Here is a 17,051-nt window from a genome sequence, read left to right on the forward strand (position 1 = left end):
CAAATGGCGGGCATGCTTTGTTAGGGTTGTATAACAATGGTTCCGATTAAGGTAACAGCAGTTTGTGCCAATAACCTACCAGTTATGATGGTACCGTTGTTTGTAGAGATTAAGGTCTTGCTCAAAATATTACCACTAAAGTTTGTAGTTGTTCCGAATGTTGCCTGACCAGCAACTACCCACATAATGTTTTTGGCCTGTGCACCACCTTGAAGGATGATTCTCGCTCCGTTGTTAACGGTAAGGTTTTGTGCAATCTGGAATACCCAAGTATCGTTAACCCCACCAGTTAGGGTAACTGTTGTGTTAGGATCTATCAATACGCTCGTGCTCCATTTGTATAAACCAGGTGCCAAGTTTAAACCAGAGATATTTCCTGCACCTCTTTCAAGTACCGGAGCTGGTGTAACTAGACCATTTGCCGTGGTATAAGCAGTTTCCATATTGGATACCGAAGTAGTTAGGTTAGCTGGTGTTGGTGCGGCATAATCAGAGGCATAAATTCTGCCCGTTACAATAGGCGAGCGTGAAAATTGTCCACTTGCGTCCATAATTAAGCCGAAGCCTGTAATTGAAGTTGCCGCAGATGGACTTACACCAATGTCACCATTTATCAGCGTAATCCCCGTGGTAGAAATACCAGCCTTTGTTAATATAGAGAAATTAGCAGCACCACCTAGACTTGGAAGGATTGGACCATTAGCAGCACCAGCAATCGGACCACCAGCGGTAAAGTTTGCAATAACGTTCTTATTTGAATTTACAGTTAAGGTTAATGGATTAGTGGATCCCGTAGCATCTCCGCTCCAGCCAGTAAAAGTAAAACCACTGTTTGCTATGGCCCTGATTGTCGCAGAAGTTCCAGAAGCGTATGTGCCTGATCCAGTTGTTATTCCACCTGCCAAAGGATTTGGTGTAACAAGAACTGTAAACGTTGCAACCTGGCTAAAGTTAGCTACCAGATCAATATTACCTGCCATGTTAAACTGGTAACTTGGATTAGATGAAAGTGCTACGGTTGGCGCACCTACCTTAGTCCAATTGGTAAATGTATAACCTGCATTTGGTATAGCAGTTACGGTAACTGATGAACCTTGGGTAAAATCGCCAGAACCAGTTGTTGTTCCGCCTAAAACAGGGTTAGCTACTATGGTAATACGAGGCATGGTAGTAAAAGTCCATACATAATCTGCCGCCATTGCTGTTCCCAAAGTGTCTTTCGCGCCCGTAGTAACCGTTCCGGTATAGGTAGTAAAGGGTAGGAGGTCTGCTGTTGGGTCAAACGTAAACAATTTCCCATTTGTAGCTGGTCCAACTATACCTGCTATTGCAGTACTGCCTTGCTTTAACAAAACAGTTGTTGCGTTCACGGTAGAGCCTCTCATATCAGTATTAAAAGTTAATCCGATAACCTTGTTTACTGGTACATCTATGGCACCGTTAATAGGATCGGTAGTTACTACTGGGCAATTGCCGAAAATTTCACCACCAAAATCGTCTTTCTTGCAACCCGCAATAAAAACTACAAGAGCGGTTAGTAATAATAGGAAGGCAACATGTACCTTCGAATAGCCCCGGCTTTGATGCGCAGCAGTGCTATTCCTTAAAAAGGAAAGATTTAAATTCATAATTGGTGTTTAAGTATTTTGTGAGACTTGGGCGTTAACTTACGTGGAGTAAAGTCGAAATAAATAGGTAGTACGGGAGCAAATAAACTGCAGTTTACTGGCTCTTTCTGTTAGGATGTAAACTAAGCTTTTACAACTTAGGCTTTGTTGTCATCGGGCAGTAAAGACTAGTCAGGTGTTTTATACAACCCTATCTTGCAAAGCAAATGCCGTTACCTTTAATTACCAACGAAGTAGTTTGCATTAGGGTTGATTTAGTAACCCACAAGCAAACAGATGTACTTAATGCCTCATCAAAAAAAAAATCTTGGCTCATCAGAATTAACTAAAAGCTAAAAACCTGTAGTTGTAGGACTAACTTTGTATTAATTACAGGGCATATTAACTTAAAGTTACTTAAGGCAAGAAGATAGCTTTGGACCTTGGCCTTTTTTTGTTGCTCAGGTTATTAATCCAGTTTCTCGGTCAATAAATGGCATTGCGAAAGGGTAAAGGTTTGACTATTGGTCATGTGGTCAAACAAGGCGATGGTATTTGTGGTTGATGTAAATTACGGTACCCGGAGTTTTGAAGCACGGAATTCTTTATGATTCAGTATAAATTAGCTTTATCGCCTTTTCCGGTTAATTAGTCTTAGTAAGCCCATAAGTTATTTAAAAAGCAACAAATTTCTGTTCATTACTATCAAGTTAAACTTACCGACATCGAACACAAATCTGTGGTTAAAGCATTCTACGCAAAATTTTAAATTAGTATAAAAGCAGAAAATCATCTTTAAGGCACATAAAGATGGTTTTTGAATTCTGTAGTCCGCTGGGATTCGAACCCTCGATACCCTTGCGAGTATACAAACTTTCCAGGCTTGCTCATTCGACCACTCTGACATCTCTCCGTTGTGGGGCAAAAAAATGCCCAAGTATAAACAAGGGCATATCTTTATCAGAAGAATAGGTAAAGTTAATCTATAACCGTAATCTTCAACATGTTCGTTTTACCTTTAACTTCCATCGGAATCGCTGCGGTATTGATGATCACATCTCCTTTTTTGATCAGTTTTTTCTTTTTCAAGAAATCGTTAACCTCGGTAATGGTATTATCGGTGCTTTCAAATTTATCATAATAAAAACCCCTAACGCCCCAAACTAAACTCAAGGTATTTAATAAGGTTTCATTACTGGTAAAGATAAATATTGGCGATTGTGGGCGGTGACTGGCAATTTCAAAAGCGGTATAACCACTCAAGGTCATCGATACGATACCAACTGCGTTGGTCTGTTTAGAAAGGAAACAAGCCGAATCGCAAACTGCATCGCTCAAGAAACTGTCTGCCTTAGGCTTTAAGAATTTTTCTGGGTGGAAAGGATAATTGTTGTCTTCTATGTTCGAAATGATTTTTTGCATGGTTTCGATCACGATCAATGGAAATTCTCCAACCGAAGTCTCACCACTTAACATTACCGCATCTGCACCATCTAGTACCGAATTGGCCACATCATTTACTTCTGCACGTGTTGGACGTGGTGTAGTGATCATACTTTCTAACATTTGTGTAGCGATAATAACTGGCTTAGATGCCGCTCTACACTTCTGTACGATCATTTTTTGCAACAATGGCACTTCTTCCATCGGCATTTCAACTCCAAGATCGCCACGGGCCACCATAATGGCATCAGAAACAGCGATGATCTCGTCGATATTGGCAATCGCCTCTGGTTTCTCGATCTTGGCTACTACCCTAGCGGCTTTGCCTCTAGCTTTGATGATATCTTTCAGCTCGATAATATCTTCGGCATTCCGCACAAAAGATAAACCGATCCATTCTACGTTGTTTTCTAATACAAATTCTAGGTTCTTACGGTCTTCTACCGTTAAAGAAGGAATAGAAACCTTAGTATTTGGGAGGTTTACTCCTTTTCTAGAGGTTAAGATACCGCCGTGAACAATTTCGCAGACAACTTCGTCCTTGTAATTGGTCTCGATTACCCTCATCTGTAGCTTTCCATCATCCAAAAGGATAATTTCTCCTGCTTTCACATCTTGTGGAAAGTTCTCGTAAGTGATATAAATGCGTTCTTCGTTACCTACACATTCTTTTGTGGTAATTACCGTACGACTACCGTTAACCAAATGGATACCACCATCTTTAACGGTTCCAATCCTAATTTTTGGTCCCTGTAGATCGGCCAGGATACCTACATTATATTTATATTTTTTGTTGATGCTACGGATGGTATCCAACACTTCTTGATGATCAGCCTGAGAACCATGTGAAAAATTAAGGCGGCAAACATCTAATCCGGCATTGAACATACTATACAAAACGTCTGGTTTGGCTGATGCTGGACCTAAAGTAGCTACGATTTTAGTTCTTGAATGAAAAGGTTTCATTTATTATTTTTTTATTGCGATGAGATAAAAAACGGAAATTTATTGAAAATAACCATGTTTTATCTAAATGTTTATGTTCTATTTCAATTTTATTAAGATTCAAATATAGTGTATTTAATACACGAACAATATAAAATTTACATTACTAAATTCTCTCTCGATTTTAATTTATGCGGATCTATCTGCGCAGCTACCTGTATATCAGGCAGTTTATTTAATCTGGTTAAAATAAAATTAAGGTCTTCTTTGTCTATATATTGGTGGATAATGATAAAATAATCTACCTTGTTCATCTCCGGAATTAAAAATCCTTCGCTATTTCTGTTGCTCACCAAGTAGTACTCTATTTCGCCCTGTTCTACAAAATAATAGAAGCGTGAAAATGCCAATGGAGCTTCGTCAACATTATAGTAAACCTCATGATCCTCAGCCTTTTCGAAGTTAAACTCCAAGCTGTTATTTATTTTATGGCACAACATATAATCTTTGGCTGCGGCCGTAATGGCAATTAAAACAAAGTCGAGGTCTAAAGAGAGTTTTAAATAAGTTTTGTTCAAAACAGAATATTTTTTTTAGAATTACGAAATTATAAAACTAATTTTACATTAAGTTTGAAATAAAAACATTAAAATTGATTGAGAAATAAAAACATTTGAAAAGTGTTAGAATTTATTTTTCTTTGCACAGAATTATTTAACCATTAAATTATAAAATTATGTCTGATATTGCTTCAAGAGTTAAGGCTATTATCGTAGAAAAACTAGGTGTTGATGAAAGCGAAGTTACGCCAGAAGCGTCTTTCACAAATGACTTAGGTGCGGATTCTTTGGATACTGTAGAATTGATTATGGAATTTGAAAAAGAATTCAATGTGGCAATTCCTGATGATCAGGCAGAAACCATTGGTACTGTTGGTCAAGCAATTGCTTATTTAGAAAAAAACGTTAAGTAATAAATACGCTTTCCGTATAATACGTATAAATGGAATTAAAAAGAGTAGTAGTTACAGGTTTAGGTGCACTCACTCCAATTGGCAATACCACCCAAGAATTTTGGGATGGGTTGCTTAATGGTGTGAGTGGCGCTGGGCCAATTACAGGTTTTGATACTGAAAAGTTCAAGACAAAATTTGCATGCGAGCTTAAAAACTTTAATCCAGAAGACCATTTGGATAAAAAAGAAGCCCGTAAGTTAGATCCATTTGTGCAGTATGCCATGGTATCTACAGCTGAAGCCGTAAAAGATGGGAATTTCGATTTCGAAAAAATCGATACCAACCGTGTTGGTGTAATCTGGGAACGGGCATAGGCGGATTTAAAACGTTTCAGGAAGAAATGAAAACTTTCTTTTTGGGCGATGGTACACCTCGTATCAATCCGTTTTTCATTCCTAAAGTAATTATTGACATTGTTCCGGGCCATATTTCTATCAAATATGGTTTACGTGGACCAAATTTTGCAACTGTTTCTGCATGTGCTTCTTCTACAAACGCCATGATCGATGCTTTCAACTATATCCGCTTGGATATTGCCGACATCATCATCAGCGGTGGTTCTGAAGCCATCATCAATGAAGCAGGTATTGGCGGTTTCAACGCCATGCATGCCCTTTCTACAAGAAATGACGACCCTAAAACCGCATCGCGTCCTTTTGATAAAGACCGTGAAGGCTTTGTTGCCGGCGAAGGTGCAGGAACCATCATTTTAGAAGAACTGGAACATGCTAAAGCACGTGGTGCCAAAATCTATGCAGAAATGATAGGTGGCGGTATGAGTGCTGATGCCAACCACATTACTGCTCCACATCCACAAGGATTGGGTGCAAGAATGGTAATGACCAATGCATTAAGAGACGCTAAATTAACTACTGCGGATATTGATTACATCAATGTTCATGGTACTTCTACCCCGCTTGGGGACATTAGTGAAAGTAGGGCCATTGTTGATCTATTTGGCGAAGATGCCTATAAATTGAACATCAGTTCTACCAAATCGATGACAGGCCATTTATTGGGTGCTGCTGGTGCTATTGAAGCTATTGCAACTATCCTAGCTGTTAAAAATGATGTTGTTCCGCCAACGATCAACCATTTTACAGATGATCCTGAGTTTGACCCGAAATTAAATTTCACATTTAACAAGGCTCAAAAACGTGTTATTCGTGCTGCACAAAGCAACACGTTTGGCTTCGGCGGTCATAATGCATCTGTTATTTTCAAAAAATACGAGGAGTAACCTAAAAAACTATCTTTGTTGATATTTGATTGTATATTTAAATATATTATACTTTGTTAGTCCTTATTTTTTTGTAGAAAAATTTAATGCCATTATTCGATTTATATAAACTTTACCTATCGCCTAACAAAGAGTTTGTAAAAAAACTGAAAAACATTTTAGGCTTTGTGCCAGGGAATGTGACTTTGTACAGAATGGCATTCAGACACCGATCTGTAGCTAAAGTTTTGAAGAATGGAAGCCGAAGTAGCAACGAACGTTTAGAGTTTTTAGGTGATGCCATCCTCGGAGCGGTAATAGCTGAACTGTTGTTTAAAAGTTATCCTTACAAAGAAGAAGGCTTTTTGACAGAAATGCGTTCAAAAATCGTAAACAGGGCCAACCTCAATCAACTGGCCCGCAAAATGGGTTTTGATCGAGCTCGATCATTTTTGACCAAAAGACCGTTAATGTGCAGACCAAACATCATTCGATGCTTGGTGATGCCTTTGAGGCATTGGTAGGTGCAGTATATCTGGACAAAGGCTATAATTTCACCAAAAACTTCTTATTGAGCCGCATCGTTAAACCTTACATCGACATCCATACTTTAGAAATGACGGAAACGAATTTCAAGAGCAAACTGATCGAGTGGTGCCAACGCCATGGTAAGGATATTTCTTTTGATATGGTAGAAAACGGCGAAGGGGAAAGTGCCAAACTATTTACCATCCATGCCATTATCGATAGCGAAAATCATGGTATTGGAAGGGATTACAACAAGAAAAATGCGGAAAAACTGGCTGCAGAAAAGGCTTGCGAATCTCTAGCGATCTAATTTACTTTTTTAGCGGTATCTGAATACTTTTTATAAGAATCCTTGATCCATTTGATGCCATCGTAGGTGGTCCAGTTTTTTGATTTTTCATAATCTGGACGGTAATTAAACATAAAATCGTCTAATTCTTTTCCTTTCAGCCCTGTATTGCTGCTTACAATCGATTTATTGAAAAAGGCATCCACATGAGATTGCTGCAGTTCATTGTTGTAATACCTGCTAAAGCGTCGGGCATTCTGACCATCACGGCTGGTTAATCCATAAATGGCACTTAAAGGCGATAAAAAAGACAAAACCGATACCTTTCCTGTAGGAACACCACCTTTATAGTCTTTCTTAATTTCATCGATCACCCTGGTTTTATTGACCACGATTTCATCGAGCATATTGGTATTTTTGGTCAGGTTGACCACCATATCCTTACTAAAGCCAACAACAATTTTTGCGTCATCATAATACAGTTTGGTAACAACTAAGGTATCGCCAACAGCAGCTTTGATATTGAACAGGCCTATGCCGTTGGTAAGCGCTACGTATTTATTCCGTTTATTGAATACAGTGGCCTCTGTCAATCTGATTTTAGAGTTCTTCTCAAAAACTACGGCATTTACTGTAAATTCTTGTTGGGCTTTGAGGTTTAAACCCCAAAAGCAGCATACGATAAAGCTGAGTAGACCAAGTTTAGTGCTGTTGTGCATTGTTTTGTTTGATTGCAGTTTTTAAGGTATCTGTATATTTTTTATACGAGTCCTTGATCCATTTGTTACCATCGTACTCTGTCCAGTTTTTTGCCCTTTCGTAGTCTGGGCGGTAATTGAGCATAAAGTCTTCCAGTTGTTTTCCTTCTAGGCCTGTTCTTTTATTGATGATCGATTTGTTAAAAAAAGCATCAATATGTGTCTGCTGGATTTCTGTATTGTAATAGTTGTTAAATCTTCGGGCATTTTTAGGTGTTCTGCCAAACAGTTCGTACAATGCCGTTAAAGGCGTAAACAAAAAAGATAGAAACGGAGGTTTGCCCGCGTAAAAAGAGCCTTTGTTTTTGAAGTCTTTCTTGATCGCATCTAAAGACTGTTTCTTTGTCTCCCCATAGACCACCACTTCATTCAACATGTTTTCTGCCCTAACCAAATTAACCACGATGTCTTTTGTAGTAGGCACCACCACTGTTAAATCGTTAAACCCGCGTTTGTTGATCACTAACGTGTCGCCTACGGCCACTTTGATTTCAAAAATGCCCATGTCATTGCTACCTACACTGTATTTGTTGCGCTTATTGGTAATTTCGGCTAATACAACCCTGAGCTTTGTTCCCTTTTCAAAAATTGCACCAGTAAGGGTAAATTCTTGTTGCGCCTTTAAGCTCAACCCCCAAAAGCAGCATATTAAAAAAAAATCAGTATAAATCTGGTTTTAGTCATTATTATCAAACGGCTATTTTAAAGTTGCCGTATACTTTTTATAAGAATCCTTGATCCATTTCATTCCATCATAAACCGTCCAATTTTTTGTCTTTTCGTAATCAGGACGATAATTGAGCATAAAATCTTCCAATTCCTTTCCCTCTAACCCAGTATTTTCATGAACTATCTTTTTGTTAAAAAATCCATCCGTATAAGATTCTTTCAGTTCAGTTTCACGATATTTTCTAAATCTACGGGCATCCCTTGGTGTTTTCCCAAAAAGTTCATAGAAAAAGGTGAGTGGGCTTCCTCCAAATGGCGACAATAAAGCGATTGGCGGCTTTCCTGCATAAAAAGACCCTTTATCCTTAAAGTCTTTCTCTATGGCATCCAATGCCTGTTTTTTACTTTCTCCCTGAACAACAATCTCTCTTAAAGTCTCTTCCCTTTTCAAATAAAGGACCATGTCTTTGGTCGACCCTACAACCAGCTGCAGGTCGTTGTATCTTCGCTTGGTGATCACTATGGTATCTCCAACCATCGCCTTGATTTCAAACAGCCCGATATCGTTGCTGCCAACGCTACTTAGGTTTCTTTTGTTCGTAATTACAGCAAGACCAATCCTAATTTTTGACCCGTATTCAAATATTGCTCCTTTCAACTTAAATTCTTGTGCAACACCTTGTTTAGCATCAAACAACAACGCCAATAGCATGCCTAAAAAAACTAAACGGAGGAGGCGCATTAGGGAGTAAGTTTTTTATTTTGTAAACTTAAGGATTGTTTGTTAACCAATTACGTTAAAAAACGTTAATTTAATGAGAAAGGTTTTAGCCATTTTATATTTAGTTTACGCCGCATTGATTTTTATCACGTTGATGCTGATCGTTTTACCCTTTGTGCTATTGGCTTCGGCCATACTGCGCAATGAGGCTGGCAAACATACCATTTTATTGCTACTGAGGTGTTGGGCATGGGCCTTTAGCATACTCTCTTGTTTTTGGGTAAAAACACTCTATAAAGAGCTGATCAACCAACAAGTACCCCATATCTATGTGGGCAATCATGGTTCTTATCTAGATGCTGTTGCTGTATGTATCAGTGTTCCACAATATTTTAGTCCCTTAGGTAAAGTGGAAATGACCAAGGTGCCCATTTTCGGAATGATCTACAAAAGGATTGTGGTGATGATTGACCGAAGTAGCAAGGAAAGCAGGGAGCAATCTGTAGCAGCACTTAAAAAAGACATTAAAAAAGGGCAATCGATCCTTATTTTTCCAGAGGGGACAATGAACAAAACCGCCCAACCATTGAGTGAGTTTTATGATGGTGCTTTTAGGATTGCCATTGAAACGCAAACACCCCTACTCCCTTTTGTAATGGTGAACAATAGAAATCTTTTACCTCGAATCAAACCTTTAAATGCACATCCAGGGCTACTGACAACTGTTTTTATTCCGGCGGTACCCGTAAAGGGCCTGCAATTGGAAGACCTACCACAACTCAAACAAAAAGTATTCGACTTAATGGAAGAAGCCATTTTAAAGCATAGCTAAGTGCATGGCACTGAAATTAAAACCTTCTTCGGCCAGTCTTAAAACCTTATACCTTTTTACTATCTTTGCACATGATAAAATCAATGACAGGCTTTGGCTTGGCGGCTACGGATGATCAAAACGTTAAGTTTGCAGTAGAGATCAAATCCCTAAACTCTAAGTTTTTGGAGCTGAATTTAAAATTACCAAGAGCCTATTCGGACAAAGAACTTTTGTTGCGCAATATTTGTAGCAAAGAGATCGAACGTGGAAAAGTTAATGTGGCGATCAACATTGAGCGTAGTGACGACAACCAAAAAGGGGCAACCATCAATACCGCTTTATTGACACGTTATTACAAACAGCTAGAAGAAATCAACAACACTTTAGGTGCAAATGCTGCCAACCTGTTACAAACGGCCTTGAATTTTCCAGAAGTAATTACTTATACGGAAGAAGAGGTTGACGAAAACGACTGGGAAGTATTACATCAAACTTTTTTAAATGCCTTAAACAACTTTAACCAGTTCAGGGTTGATGAAGGAAATGTGTTGAGGGCTGACCTGGAACTTCGAATCCAAAACATCCTTGATTTTTTTGCACAGATAGACCACCTTGCTCCTTTAAGGGTTCCACAGGTTAAAGCTAGGCTTACCCAATTTTTAGAAGATGCGGTTGGCAAGGTAAATGTAGACCAAAACCGATTTGAGCAAGAATTGATCTATTACATCGATAAACTAGATATTACCGAAGAAAAAACCCGTTTAAAAAGTCATTGCGATTACTTTATGGCAACCTTGAAAAGTAAAGATGCCAATGGTAAAAAATTAGGTTTTATCTCTCAAGAAATAGGTAGAGAAATCAATACAATGGGTGCCAAAGCTAACGATGCACAGATACAGCAATTGGTAGTTGGTATGAAGGAAGAACTAGAAAAAATTAAAGAACAATTACTAAATGTATTGTAAAGTTTCAAGGTTGAAATGTTTTAACGTTCCAACTTTTTAGCTTTTCAACTTTCCAATTAAAATGAAACAAGGCAAACTCATTATATTCTCTGCGCCATCAGGAGCTGGCAAAACCACTATAGTTAGACACTTACTAAAGAAATTTCCACAATTAAGTTTTTCTATTTCAGCCACTACCCGCGAGTTAAGAGGTAGTGAAAAACACGAAAACGATTATTATTTTATCAGTAAAGAAGATTTTTTACATAAAGTTGCCCGCCAGGAGTTTGTAGAGTTTGAGGAGGTTTATAGTGGCACATTTTATGGTACGCTCCGTTCGGAAATTGAACGTATCTGGAATGAAGGGAAACATGTGATCTTCGACATCGATGTTGAAGGTGGTTTGCGTTTAAAAAGAAAATACGAAGAGAATGCCTTGGCCATTTTTGTCCAGCCACCATCGCTAGAGGTCTTAAAAGAACGTTTAACCGGTAGAGGTACCGATAGTGAAGAGAAGTTACAGGAACGTTTCGTAAAGGCAGAAAAGGAATTGCTTTATGCTGATAAATTTGATGTTATCCTTAAAAACTACGATCTTGAAACTGCATGTGCAGCGGCAGAAAAATTGGTTGGAGACTTTCTTTCAACTGGCAGTTAACAATTAACCGTTTACAGTTTTGGATGCTTAAATCGCTATATTTATAGATACAAATTCTTTATCATGGGCGACTTCAACGATCTTTTAGTATATAAAAAATCCTTCGAACTGGCGATGTCAATATTTGAGATTAGTAAGTCCTTTCCAAAAGAAGAAACTCATTCATTAACTGACCAGATTAGACGTTCATCAAGATCTACTAATATTTGTTTAATTGAAGCATATAGAAAACGCATATACAGGGCTCACTTTATAAGTAAATTATCAGATAGTGACATGGAGAATAGTGAAACTAAAGGATGGCTGAAATTTGCATTAGCATGCAATTATATTACAAATGAGCAATATGACCAACTTGTTGTCCAAAGTGAAGAAATTGGAAAACTTTTAAACCATATGATGAACAATCCACAAAAGTATGGCTCAGTATAACTGATAATTGTAAACTCACATGTCTATTACAAATCCTGAACCGAAAACTGTAAACTGTAAACCGAAAATTGGACTTTTTTTTGGATCGTTTAATCCAATTCATATCGGGCACCTGATCATTGCCAATTATATGGCAAATTTTAGCAGTTTAAAGGAAGTTTGGTTAGTGGTTTCACCACATAATCCGCTTAAGCAAAGAAGTGGGTTGGCCAATATGTACGATCGTTTAGAGATGGCCAAGCTAGCAACAGAAAACGCCCCTCAGATCAAGATCAGCGATATTGAATTTAAATTGCCTCAACCCTCTTATACCATAGATACGTTGACCCATTTACATGAACGCTACCCCGAAAAGGAGTTTGTGTTGATCATGGGAGCCGATAACCTCGTTTCCTTAAAAAAATGGAAGAATTTTGAGGTGCTGCTCAAAGATTACCATATCTATGTTTACCCAAGACCTGGAGCAGAGGTAAGCGAGTGGAAAAATCATCCTTCCATTACCTTTACAGATACACCAGAAATGGAAATCTCTTCTACGTTTATCCGTAAGGCCTTAAAAGATAACAAGAACATTCAGTTTTTTGTACCCGACAATGTACTGGCCTTTATCGATCAAAAGAATATGTACCGTTAGTTGCTATTAGCTGGTTAGGATTTAAATCCCTGCCAACATTTAAGCTATCCTTTATACAGTAAAAATACCGTTGGTTTTTTATGCAGATCAATTTTTTCACCTCGCCAAGCACCAACTGTCATTGTTTTGATATACTCTTCTTCCCCATTGATATTACAGGCAATACAGAGTTGCGTACTTCCGTGACAGTTTTTGAGCACATCTTCTAGCAAATGGTTATTCCTAAAAGGTGTTTCCATAAACAATTGAGTCTGTTTGTTCTTTTCTGATAACACTTCCAACTCTTTGATTCTTTTGCACGATCTGTTTTGTCAATAGGCAGATAGCCATGAAAAGTAAAACTCTGCCCGCTAAAACCAGAAGACATAATGGCTTGTACCATCGAATTTGGTCCCACCAAAGGCACCACTTTAATGCCTCTCTTGTGCGCTTCTGCAACAATCTCCGCACCTGGATCGGCCACCCCTGGGCAACCGGCTTCGCTCATTAGGCCCACATCAATCCCCGACATCAATTGCGAGAAATAAGGCACCAAACTATTCCCACGCTTGTGTTTGCCATAATCATGGATCAGCAATTCGCTTTGTGGCGTTTTTAAACCTGCTTCTTTTAAGAATTTACGGGCCGTTTTTTCATTTTCTACAATATAGGTTTTGAGTGCATTTATCGTATCAATCAAAAAAGGAGTAAAAGATTTTTGCATGGCATTTTCTGCCAATGGAACAGGAATTAGAAACAAGGTGCCTCTTTGCATAGCTAAACTTAATTTCTACAAAAGTACGGTTTTAAGCCAATAATGGGTGCCGATTTGGCCTATGTAGCAAATTTAGTTCCGCCTGCCTTATTTTTTGCACAGCCATAGCACTAATTAAAGTACTGTATTTAAACACTTAAGTGTAAAAAAACACGTTAAAATAGGGTAATAATGCCATTTGTTAAGGATTGATTAATCCTTTGTTAAAAATGGTGTTCAAATTGATATACACACAGCGTTAGGTTAATTATAAATTTTAAAACACACACAAAATGAAAATCATGATCAAATTGTCGGTAGTATTAGGACTGATGTTCGTACTTACCGGAACCACTCAAAAAGTCATGGCGCAAAATGAGGACGTGTCCTTACAATCGTTTTACGACGAGTTGTCGCCTTATGGCACCTGGATCGAAAGATCCACAATATGGATATGTCTGGCGACCAGATGTAGACCAGGACGAATTTAGGCCATACTACACCAATGGCCGTTGGGCAATGACAGAATATGGCAATACCTGGGTATCTAACTACGATTGGGGATGGGCTCCGTTCCACTATGGTCGTTGGATCTATAACCGTTATAACGATTGGGTTTGGATTCCTGATACCGTTTGGGGACCTGCATGGGTAAGTTGGAGAAGTGGTGGTGGTTATTATGGCTGGGCTCCATTAGGACCAAGCATTAGTATAGGCATCAACTTTGGCCGAAGCGGATATAGAATTCCTGATATGTGCTGGAACTTTATTCCATATAACAACATCTATTACAACAGCTACCCTCGTTATTATGGAGGCAGAAATAGGGTTTATATCCAAAATACCGTTATCATCAACAACACTTATGTTCGCAACAACAGAACCTATTATACTGGTCCTAGAGCTGAGGAAGTAAGACGTGCAACTAACCAAAACGTAACTGTTTATAACATCAACAGAAGCAACAGACCTGGTGCATCGAGAATTGAACGCAATAGTGTAGACATCTACAACCCTCGTCCAACTAGAGGCGTAAACAATAATGATGCGGCTCCAAGAAATGCGGTACAAGGTAACATTACCCGTGGTGCAGTTGGAAGAGACCAAAATGCAAATGTGGGTTCTCGTCCGTCAAGAGGTGAAGGTAATGTTTTCCAAGGTGATAGAAACGGAAATGGAAGAGGTACCGATAACATGGCAACACGTCCATCTAGAGGTGGTAGTGATGCTGGTCAGATAGATAGAAGCGGAAACACAAGTGGAAGAAGTAACGGTACCGATAATATGTCTACCCGCCCATCAAGAGGTGGCAACGATGTGGGTCAAATAGATAGAAATGAAAATATAATTGGAAGAGGTACTGATAACATGCCAACGCGTCCATCTAGAGGTAGTGATATCGGTCAACCAAGCAGAGGTACTGAAAATCGTGTTCCTCCAAATGATGGGAACAGACCCGACATCTTCAATAGAAGTCGTGAAGCTAACCCAAATCAGCCACAAAGGGCCGAACGCGGAAGCCAGGAACCTCAAAGAGTAGAACGTAGCAGAGAAATGCCTCCACAGCAACAACCTCAGCCACAACAAAGAAGTGAGCGTCCACAACCAATGCAACAAGCACCACAAAGAATGGAAAGACCTCAGCCACAACCTCAACCTCAACGAGTAGAGCGTACACAATCTGCTCCTCAAAGAAGTTCAGGTAGCAGTTCAGAAAGTCGTGGCAGCCGCGGAGAAAGCGGTAGCAGCAGACCAGGAAGAGGTGGAAAATAATTCAAATCAAATACGTAAAAAAGCCCTGTTGTAACAACGGGGCTTTTTTTATGTTTATCATGGTTCGTGTGGACACGAACCATGGAATATTTTTATACTTTATACTCTTTTAAAATATCCTTACCTTTGCTGTGCAATGAAACAAGCTACAGCTCTATTATTTCCTCTTCGCTTTTTATAAAGTTTTGCTGTATTCGCTATTTAATTAAGTTTCTGCCCCACATTATCAAAAAAATCCATGGTTAATCCTGAAATAGAAAAAAGAAAAACGTTTGCAATTATTAGTCACCCCGATGCGGGAAAAACAACCCTGACCGAGAAGTTTCTGCTTTTTGGTGGGGCGATCAATACCGCTGGTGCTGTAAAAAGGAACAAAGCTAACCAAAGCAGTACATCCGATTTTATGGAAATTGAGAAGCAACGTGGTATTTCGGTGGCTACTTCTGTAATGGGTTTCGAATACAATGGCAAGCGCATCAATATTTTGGATACACCGGGTCACAAAGACTTTGCGGAAGATACCTATAGGACATTATCTGCAGTAGACAGCGTAATCTTGGTGGTCGACTGTGTAAAAGGTGTGGAGGAACAGACCGAAAAACTGATGTCGGTTTGTAGGATGAGGAATACACCAGTAATCATTTTCGTTAACAAAATGGACCGTGAGGGTAAAGACGCATTTGATTTGTTAGACGAAATTGAGAGCAAATTGAATATTAGTTTATGTCCTTTAAGTTGGCCAATTGGTCAGGGGCATACCTTTAAAGGTGTTTATAGCATTTATAACAAACACCTTAACCTGTTTGAACCTGATAAAACCAAGATCAGCACGCCTGTAATTGAAGTAGGTAATCTGGAAGATGAACAATTGGCCAAGTTTTTACCTGCACAGGCTTTAACCATCTTAAAGGATGACCTGGAATTGGTAGAAGGTGTTTATGGCACCGTAGATAAAGAAATGTATCTAGAAGGCTTATTGGCACCTGTATTTTTTGGCAGTGCGATCAATAACTTTGGGATCAAAGAACTGTTGGATACCTTTGTGAACATTGCCCCTAGCCCTAAAAGTAGAGAAGCCGAAGAGCGTGAGGTTTTAGCAACTGAAAAGAATTTTAGCGGCTTTGTATTTAAGATCCATGCCAACTTAGACCCTAACCACCGTGACAGGATTGCCTTTTTAAGAGTATGTTCTGGTAAATTTGAACGTAATAAGTTCTTCTATCATACCCGGAACAACAAAAGGATCAAGTTTTCTAACCCGATGGACTTTATGGCCAACGAAAAAAGCATTGTTGAAGAGGCTTGGCCAGGAGACGTTGTTGGGCTTTATGACAGTGGGACCTTTAAGATTGGAGATACGCTAACTGAGGGTGAGAAACTACAGTTTAAAGGCATCCCTAGCTTCTCTCCCGAGATTTTTAAAGAGGTAGAGAACAGAGACCCTTTAAAGACCAAACAATTGGAGAAAGGTCTACAACAATTAACAGAAGAAGGTGTAGCACAGCTATTCGTGATGCAACCCGGTAACCGTAAGGTGATCGGCGCCGTAGGCGACCTACAGTTTGAGGTAATTGCATTTAGGTTAGAACACGAATATGGTGCAAAAGCGCATTTTAGGATGTTGAGTTACAGCCGATCCAACTGGGTAACCGCTAAAGACCCTAAGAAATTGGAAGAGTTTTTAAAACGTAAACAGCAACATATTGGCGAAGACAAGGATGGCAATCCGGTTTATCTGGCCGATAACGAGTTTATGATCAACATGACGATGCGTGATTATCCAGATATTGAGTTCCATAAAACGAGTGAGTTCAAGTAATAGTCATTAGTCATTAGTCATTAGTCATTAGTCATTAGTCATTAGTCATT

The 17,051-nt window shown here is 39.0% G+C and carries 14 protein-coding genes, 1 tRNA gene and 3 pseudogenes; 10 read left to right on the plus strand and 8 right to left on the minus strand.

Annotated elements, in window-relative coordinates; all coding sequences use genetic code 11:
* Window positions 1-20 precede the first annotated feature (20 nt).
* The 4 genes from ACFJIZ_RS15910 to ACFJIZ_RS15925 all read right to left on the minus strand — a co-directional run bounded on the left by ACFJIZ_RS15910 (window position 21) and on the right by ACFJIZ_RS15925 (window position 4,573).
* Window positions 21-1,628, minus strand: coding sequence for an ice-binding family protein (locus ACFJIZ_RS15910; protein ID WP_379086109.1), 1,608 nt, complete (start codon window positions 1,626-1,628; stop codon window positions 21-23).
* Window positions 1,629-2,432: 804 nt separating this feature from the next.
* Window positions 2,433-2,520: transfer RNA gene (locus ACFJIZ_RS15915), tRNA-Ser, on the minus strand.
* 65 nt (window positions 2,521-2,585) lie between these two features.
* Window positions 2,586-4,016 (minus strand): pyruvate kinase, encoded by a 1,431-nt coding sequence (gene pyk, locus ACFJIZ_RS15920; protein WP_379086112.1) that lies wholly within the window; start codon window positions 4,014-4,016, stop codon window positions 2,586-2,588.
* Window positions 4,017-4,153: 137 nt separating this feature from the next.
* Entirely contained in the window at window positions 4,154-4,573 is a 420-nt protein-coding gene (locus ACFJIZ_RS15925; protein ID WP_379086115.1) for an IPExxxVDY family protein, read from the minus strand.
* Window positions 4,574-4,731: 158 nt separating this feature from the next.
* Here ACFJIZ_RS15925 and ACFJIZ_RS15930 point away from each other — a divergent pair, with 158 nt between their 5' ends.
* The 3 genes and pseudogenes from ACFJIZ_RS15930 to rnc all read left to right on the plus strand — a co-directional run bounded on the left by ACFJIZ_RS15930 (window position 4,732) and on the right by rnc (window position 7,067).
* The gene (locus ACFJIZ_RS15930) at window positions 4,732-4,968 is read left to right on the plus strand and encodes an acyl carrier protein (RefSeq protein ID WP_008508386.1); all 237 of its coding nucleotides are present in this window, start codon (window positions 4,732-4,734) and stop codon (window positions 4,966-4,968) included.
* Window positions 4,969-4,997: 29 nt separating this feature from the next.
* A pseudogene (gene fabF / locus ACFJIZ_RS15935) lies at window positions 4,998-6,250 on the plus strand (beta-ketoacyl-ACP synthase II).
* Window positions 6,251-6,336: 86 nt separating this feature from the next.
* A pseudogene (rnc, locus tag ACFJIZ_RS15940) lies at window positions 6,337-7,067 on the plus strand (ribonuclease III).
* Here rnc and ACFJIZ_RS15945 read toward each other — a convergent pair.
* From ACFJIZ_RS15945 to ACFJIZ_RS15955, 3 genes are all read right to left on the minus strand, one after another.
* Window positions 7,064-7,765 (minus strand): hypothetical protein, encoded by a 702-nt coding sequence (locus ACFJIZ_RS15945; protein WP_379086118.1) that lies wholly within the window; start codon window positions 7,763-7,765, stop codon window positions 7,064-7,066. The pseudogene rnc and the gene ACFJIZ_RS15945 sit on opposite strands and share 4 nt — an antisense overlap.
* The gene (locus ACFJIZ_RS15950) at window positions 7,749-8,435 is read right to left on the minus strand and encodes a hypothetical protein (protein ID WP_379086121.1); all 687 of its coding nucleotides are present in this window, start codon (window positions 8,433-8,435) and stop codon (window positions 7,749-7,751) included. The genes ACFJIZ_RS15945 and ACFJIZ_RS15950 overlap by 17 nt, the downstream gene beginning before the upstream one ends.
* A 66-nt stretch (window positions 8,436-8,501) precedes the next feature.
* Complete coding sequence (locus ACFJIZ_RS15955) at window positions 8,502-9,215, minus strand: hypothetical protein (protein ID WP_379086124.1); 714 nt, start codon at window positions 9,213-9,215, stop codon at window positions 8,502-8,504.
* A 73-nt stretch (window positions 9,216-9,288) separates the two neighbouring features.
* On the opposite strand from ACFJIZ_RS15955, the gene ACFJIZ_RS15960 reads away from it, so the two are divergent.
* The 5 genes from ACFJIZ_RS15960 to nadD all read left to right on the plus strand — a co-directional run bounded on the left by ACFJIZ_RS15960 (window position 9,289) and on the right by nadD (window position 12,676).
* Window positions 9,289-10,026, plus strand: a complete 738-nt coding sequence (locus ACFJIZ_RS15960) for a lysophospholipid acyltransferase family protein (protein WP_379086127.1) — start codon at window positions 9,289-9,291, stop codon at window positions 10,024-10,026.
* Between the two features lie 83 nt (window positions 10,027-10,109).
* On the plus strand, window positions 10,110-10,973 hold the full coding sequence (locus ACFJIZ_RS15965; protein WP_379094068.1) for a YicC/YloC family endoribonuclease: 864 nt from the start codon (window positions 10,110-10,112) through the stop codon (window positions 10,971-10,973).
* Between the two features lie 61 nt (window positions 10,974-11,034).
* A complete protein-coding gene (gene gmk, locus ACFJIZ_RS15970) occupies window positions 11,035-11,610 on the plus strand; it encodes a guanylate kinase (RefSeq protein ID WP_379086129.1) in 576 nt (191 codons plus the stop codon).
* A gap of 63 nt (window positions 11,611-11,673) precedes the next feature.
* Window positions 11,674-12,042, plus strand: coding sequence for a four helix bundle protein (locus tag ACFJIZ_RS15975; protein WP_379086132.1), 369 nt, complete (start codon window positions 11,674-11,676; stop codon window positions 12,040-12,042).
* Window positions 12,043-12,061: 19 nt separating this feature from the next.
* Entirely contained in the window at window positions 12,062-12,676 is a 615-nt protein-coding gene (gene nadD, locus ACFJIZ_RS15980; protein WP_379086135.1) for a nicotinate (nicotinamide) nucleotide adenylyltransferase, read from the plus strand.
* A 44-nt stretch (window positions 12,677-12,720) separates the two neighbouring features.
* On the opposite strand, the pseudogene ACFJIZ_RS15985 reads toward nadD, so the two are convergent.
* A pseudogene (locus tag ACFJIZ_RS15985) lies at window positions 12,721-13,430 on the minus strand (SAM-dependent methyltransferase).
* A 399-nt stretch (window positions 13,431-13,829) separates the two neighbouring features.
* Between ACFJIZ_RS15985 and ACFJIZ_RS15990 the strand changes: the two are divergent.
* Entirely contained in the window at window positions 13,830-15,182 is a 1,353-nt protein-coding gene (locus tag ACFJIZ_RS15990; RefSeq protein WP_379086138.1) for a DUF6600 domain-containing protein, read from the plus strand.
* Window positions 15,183-15,420: 238 nt separating this feature from the next.
* Entirely contained in the window at window positions 15,421-17,001 is a 1,581-nt protein-coding gene (locus ACFJIZ_RS15995; protein ID WP_379086141.1) for a peptide chain release factor 3, read from the plus strand.
* The last annotated feature ends 50 nt before the right edge of the window (window positions 17,002-17,051 follow it).

This window comes from Pedobacter sp. UC225_65, assembly GCF_042698365.1.
Taxonomy (GTDB): domain Bacteria; phylum Bacteroidota; class Bacteroidia; order Sphingobacteriales; family Sphingobacteriaceae; genus Pedobacter.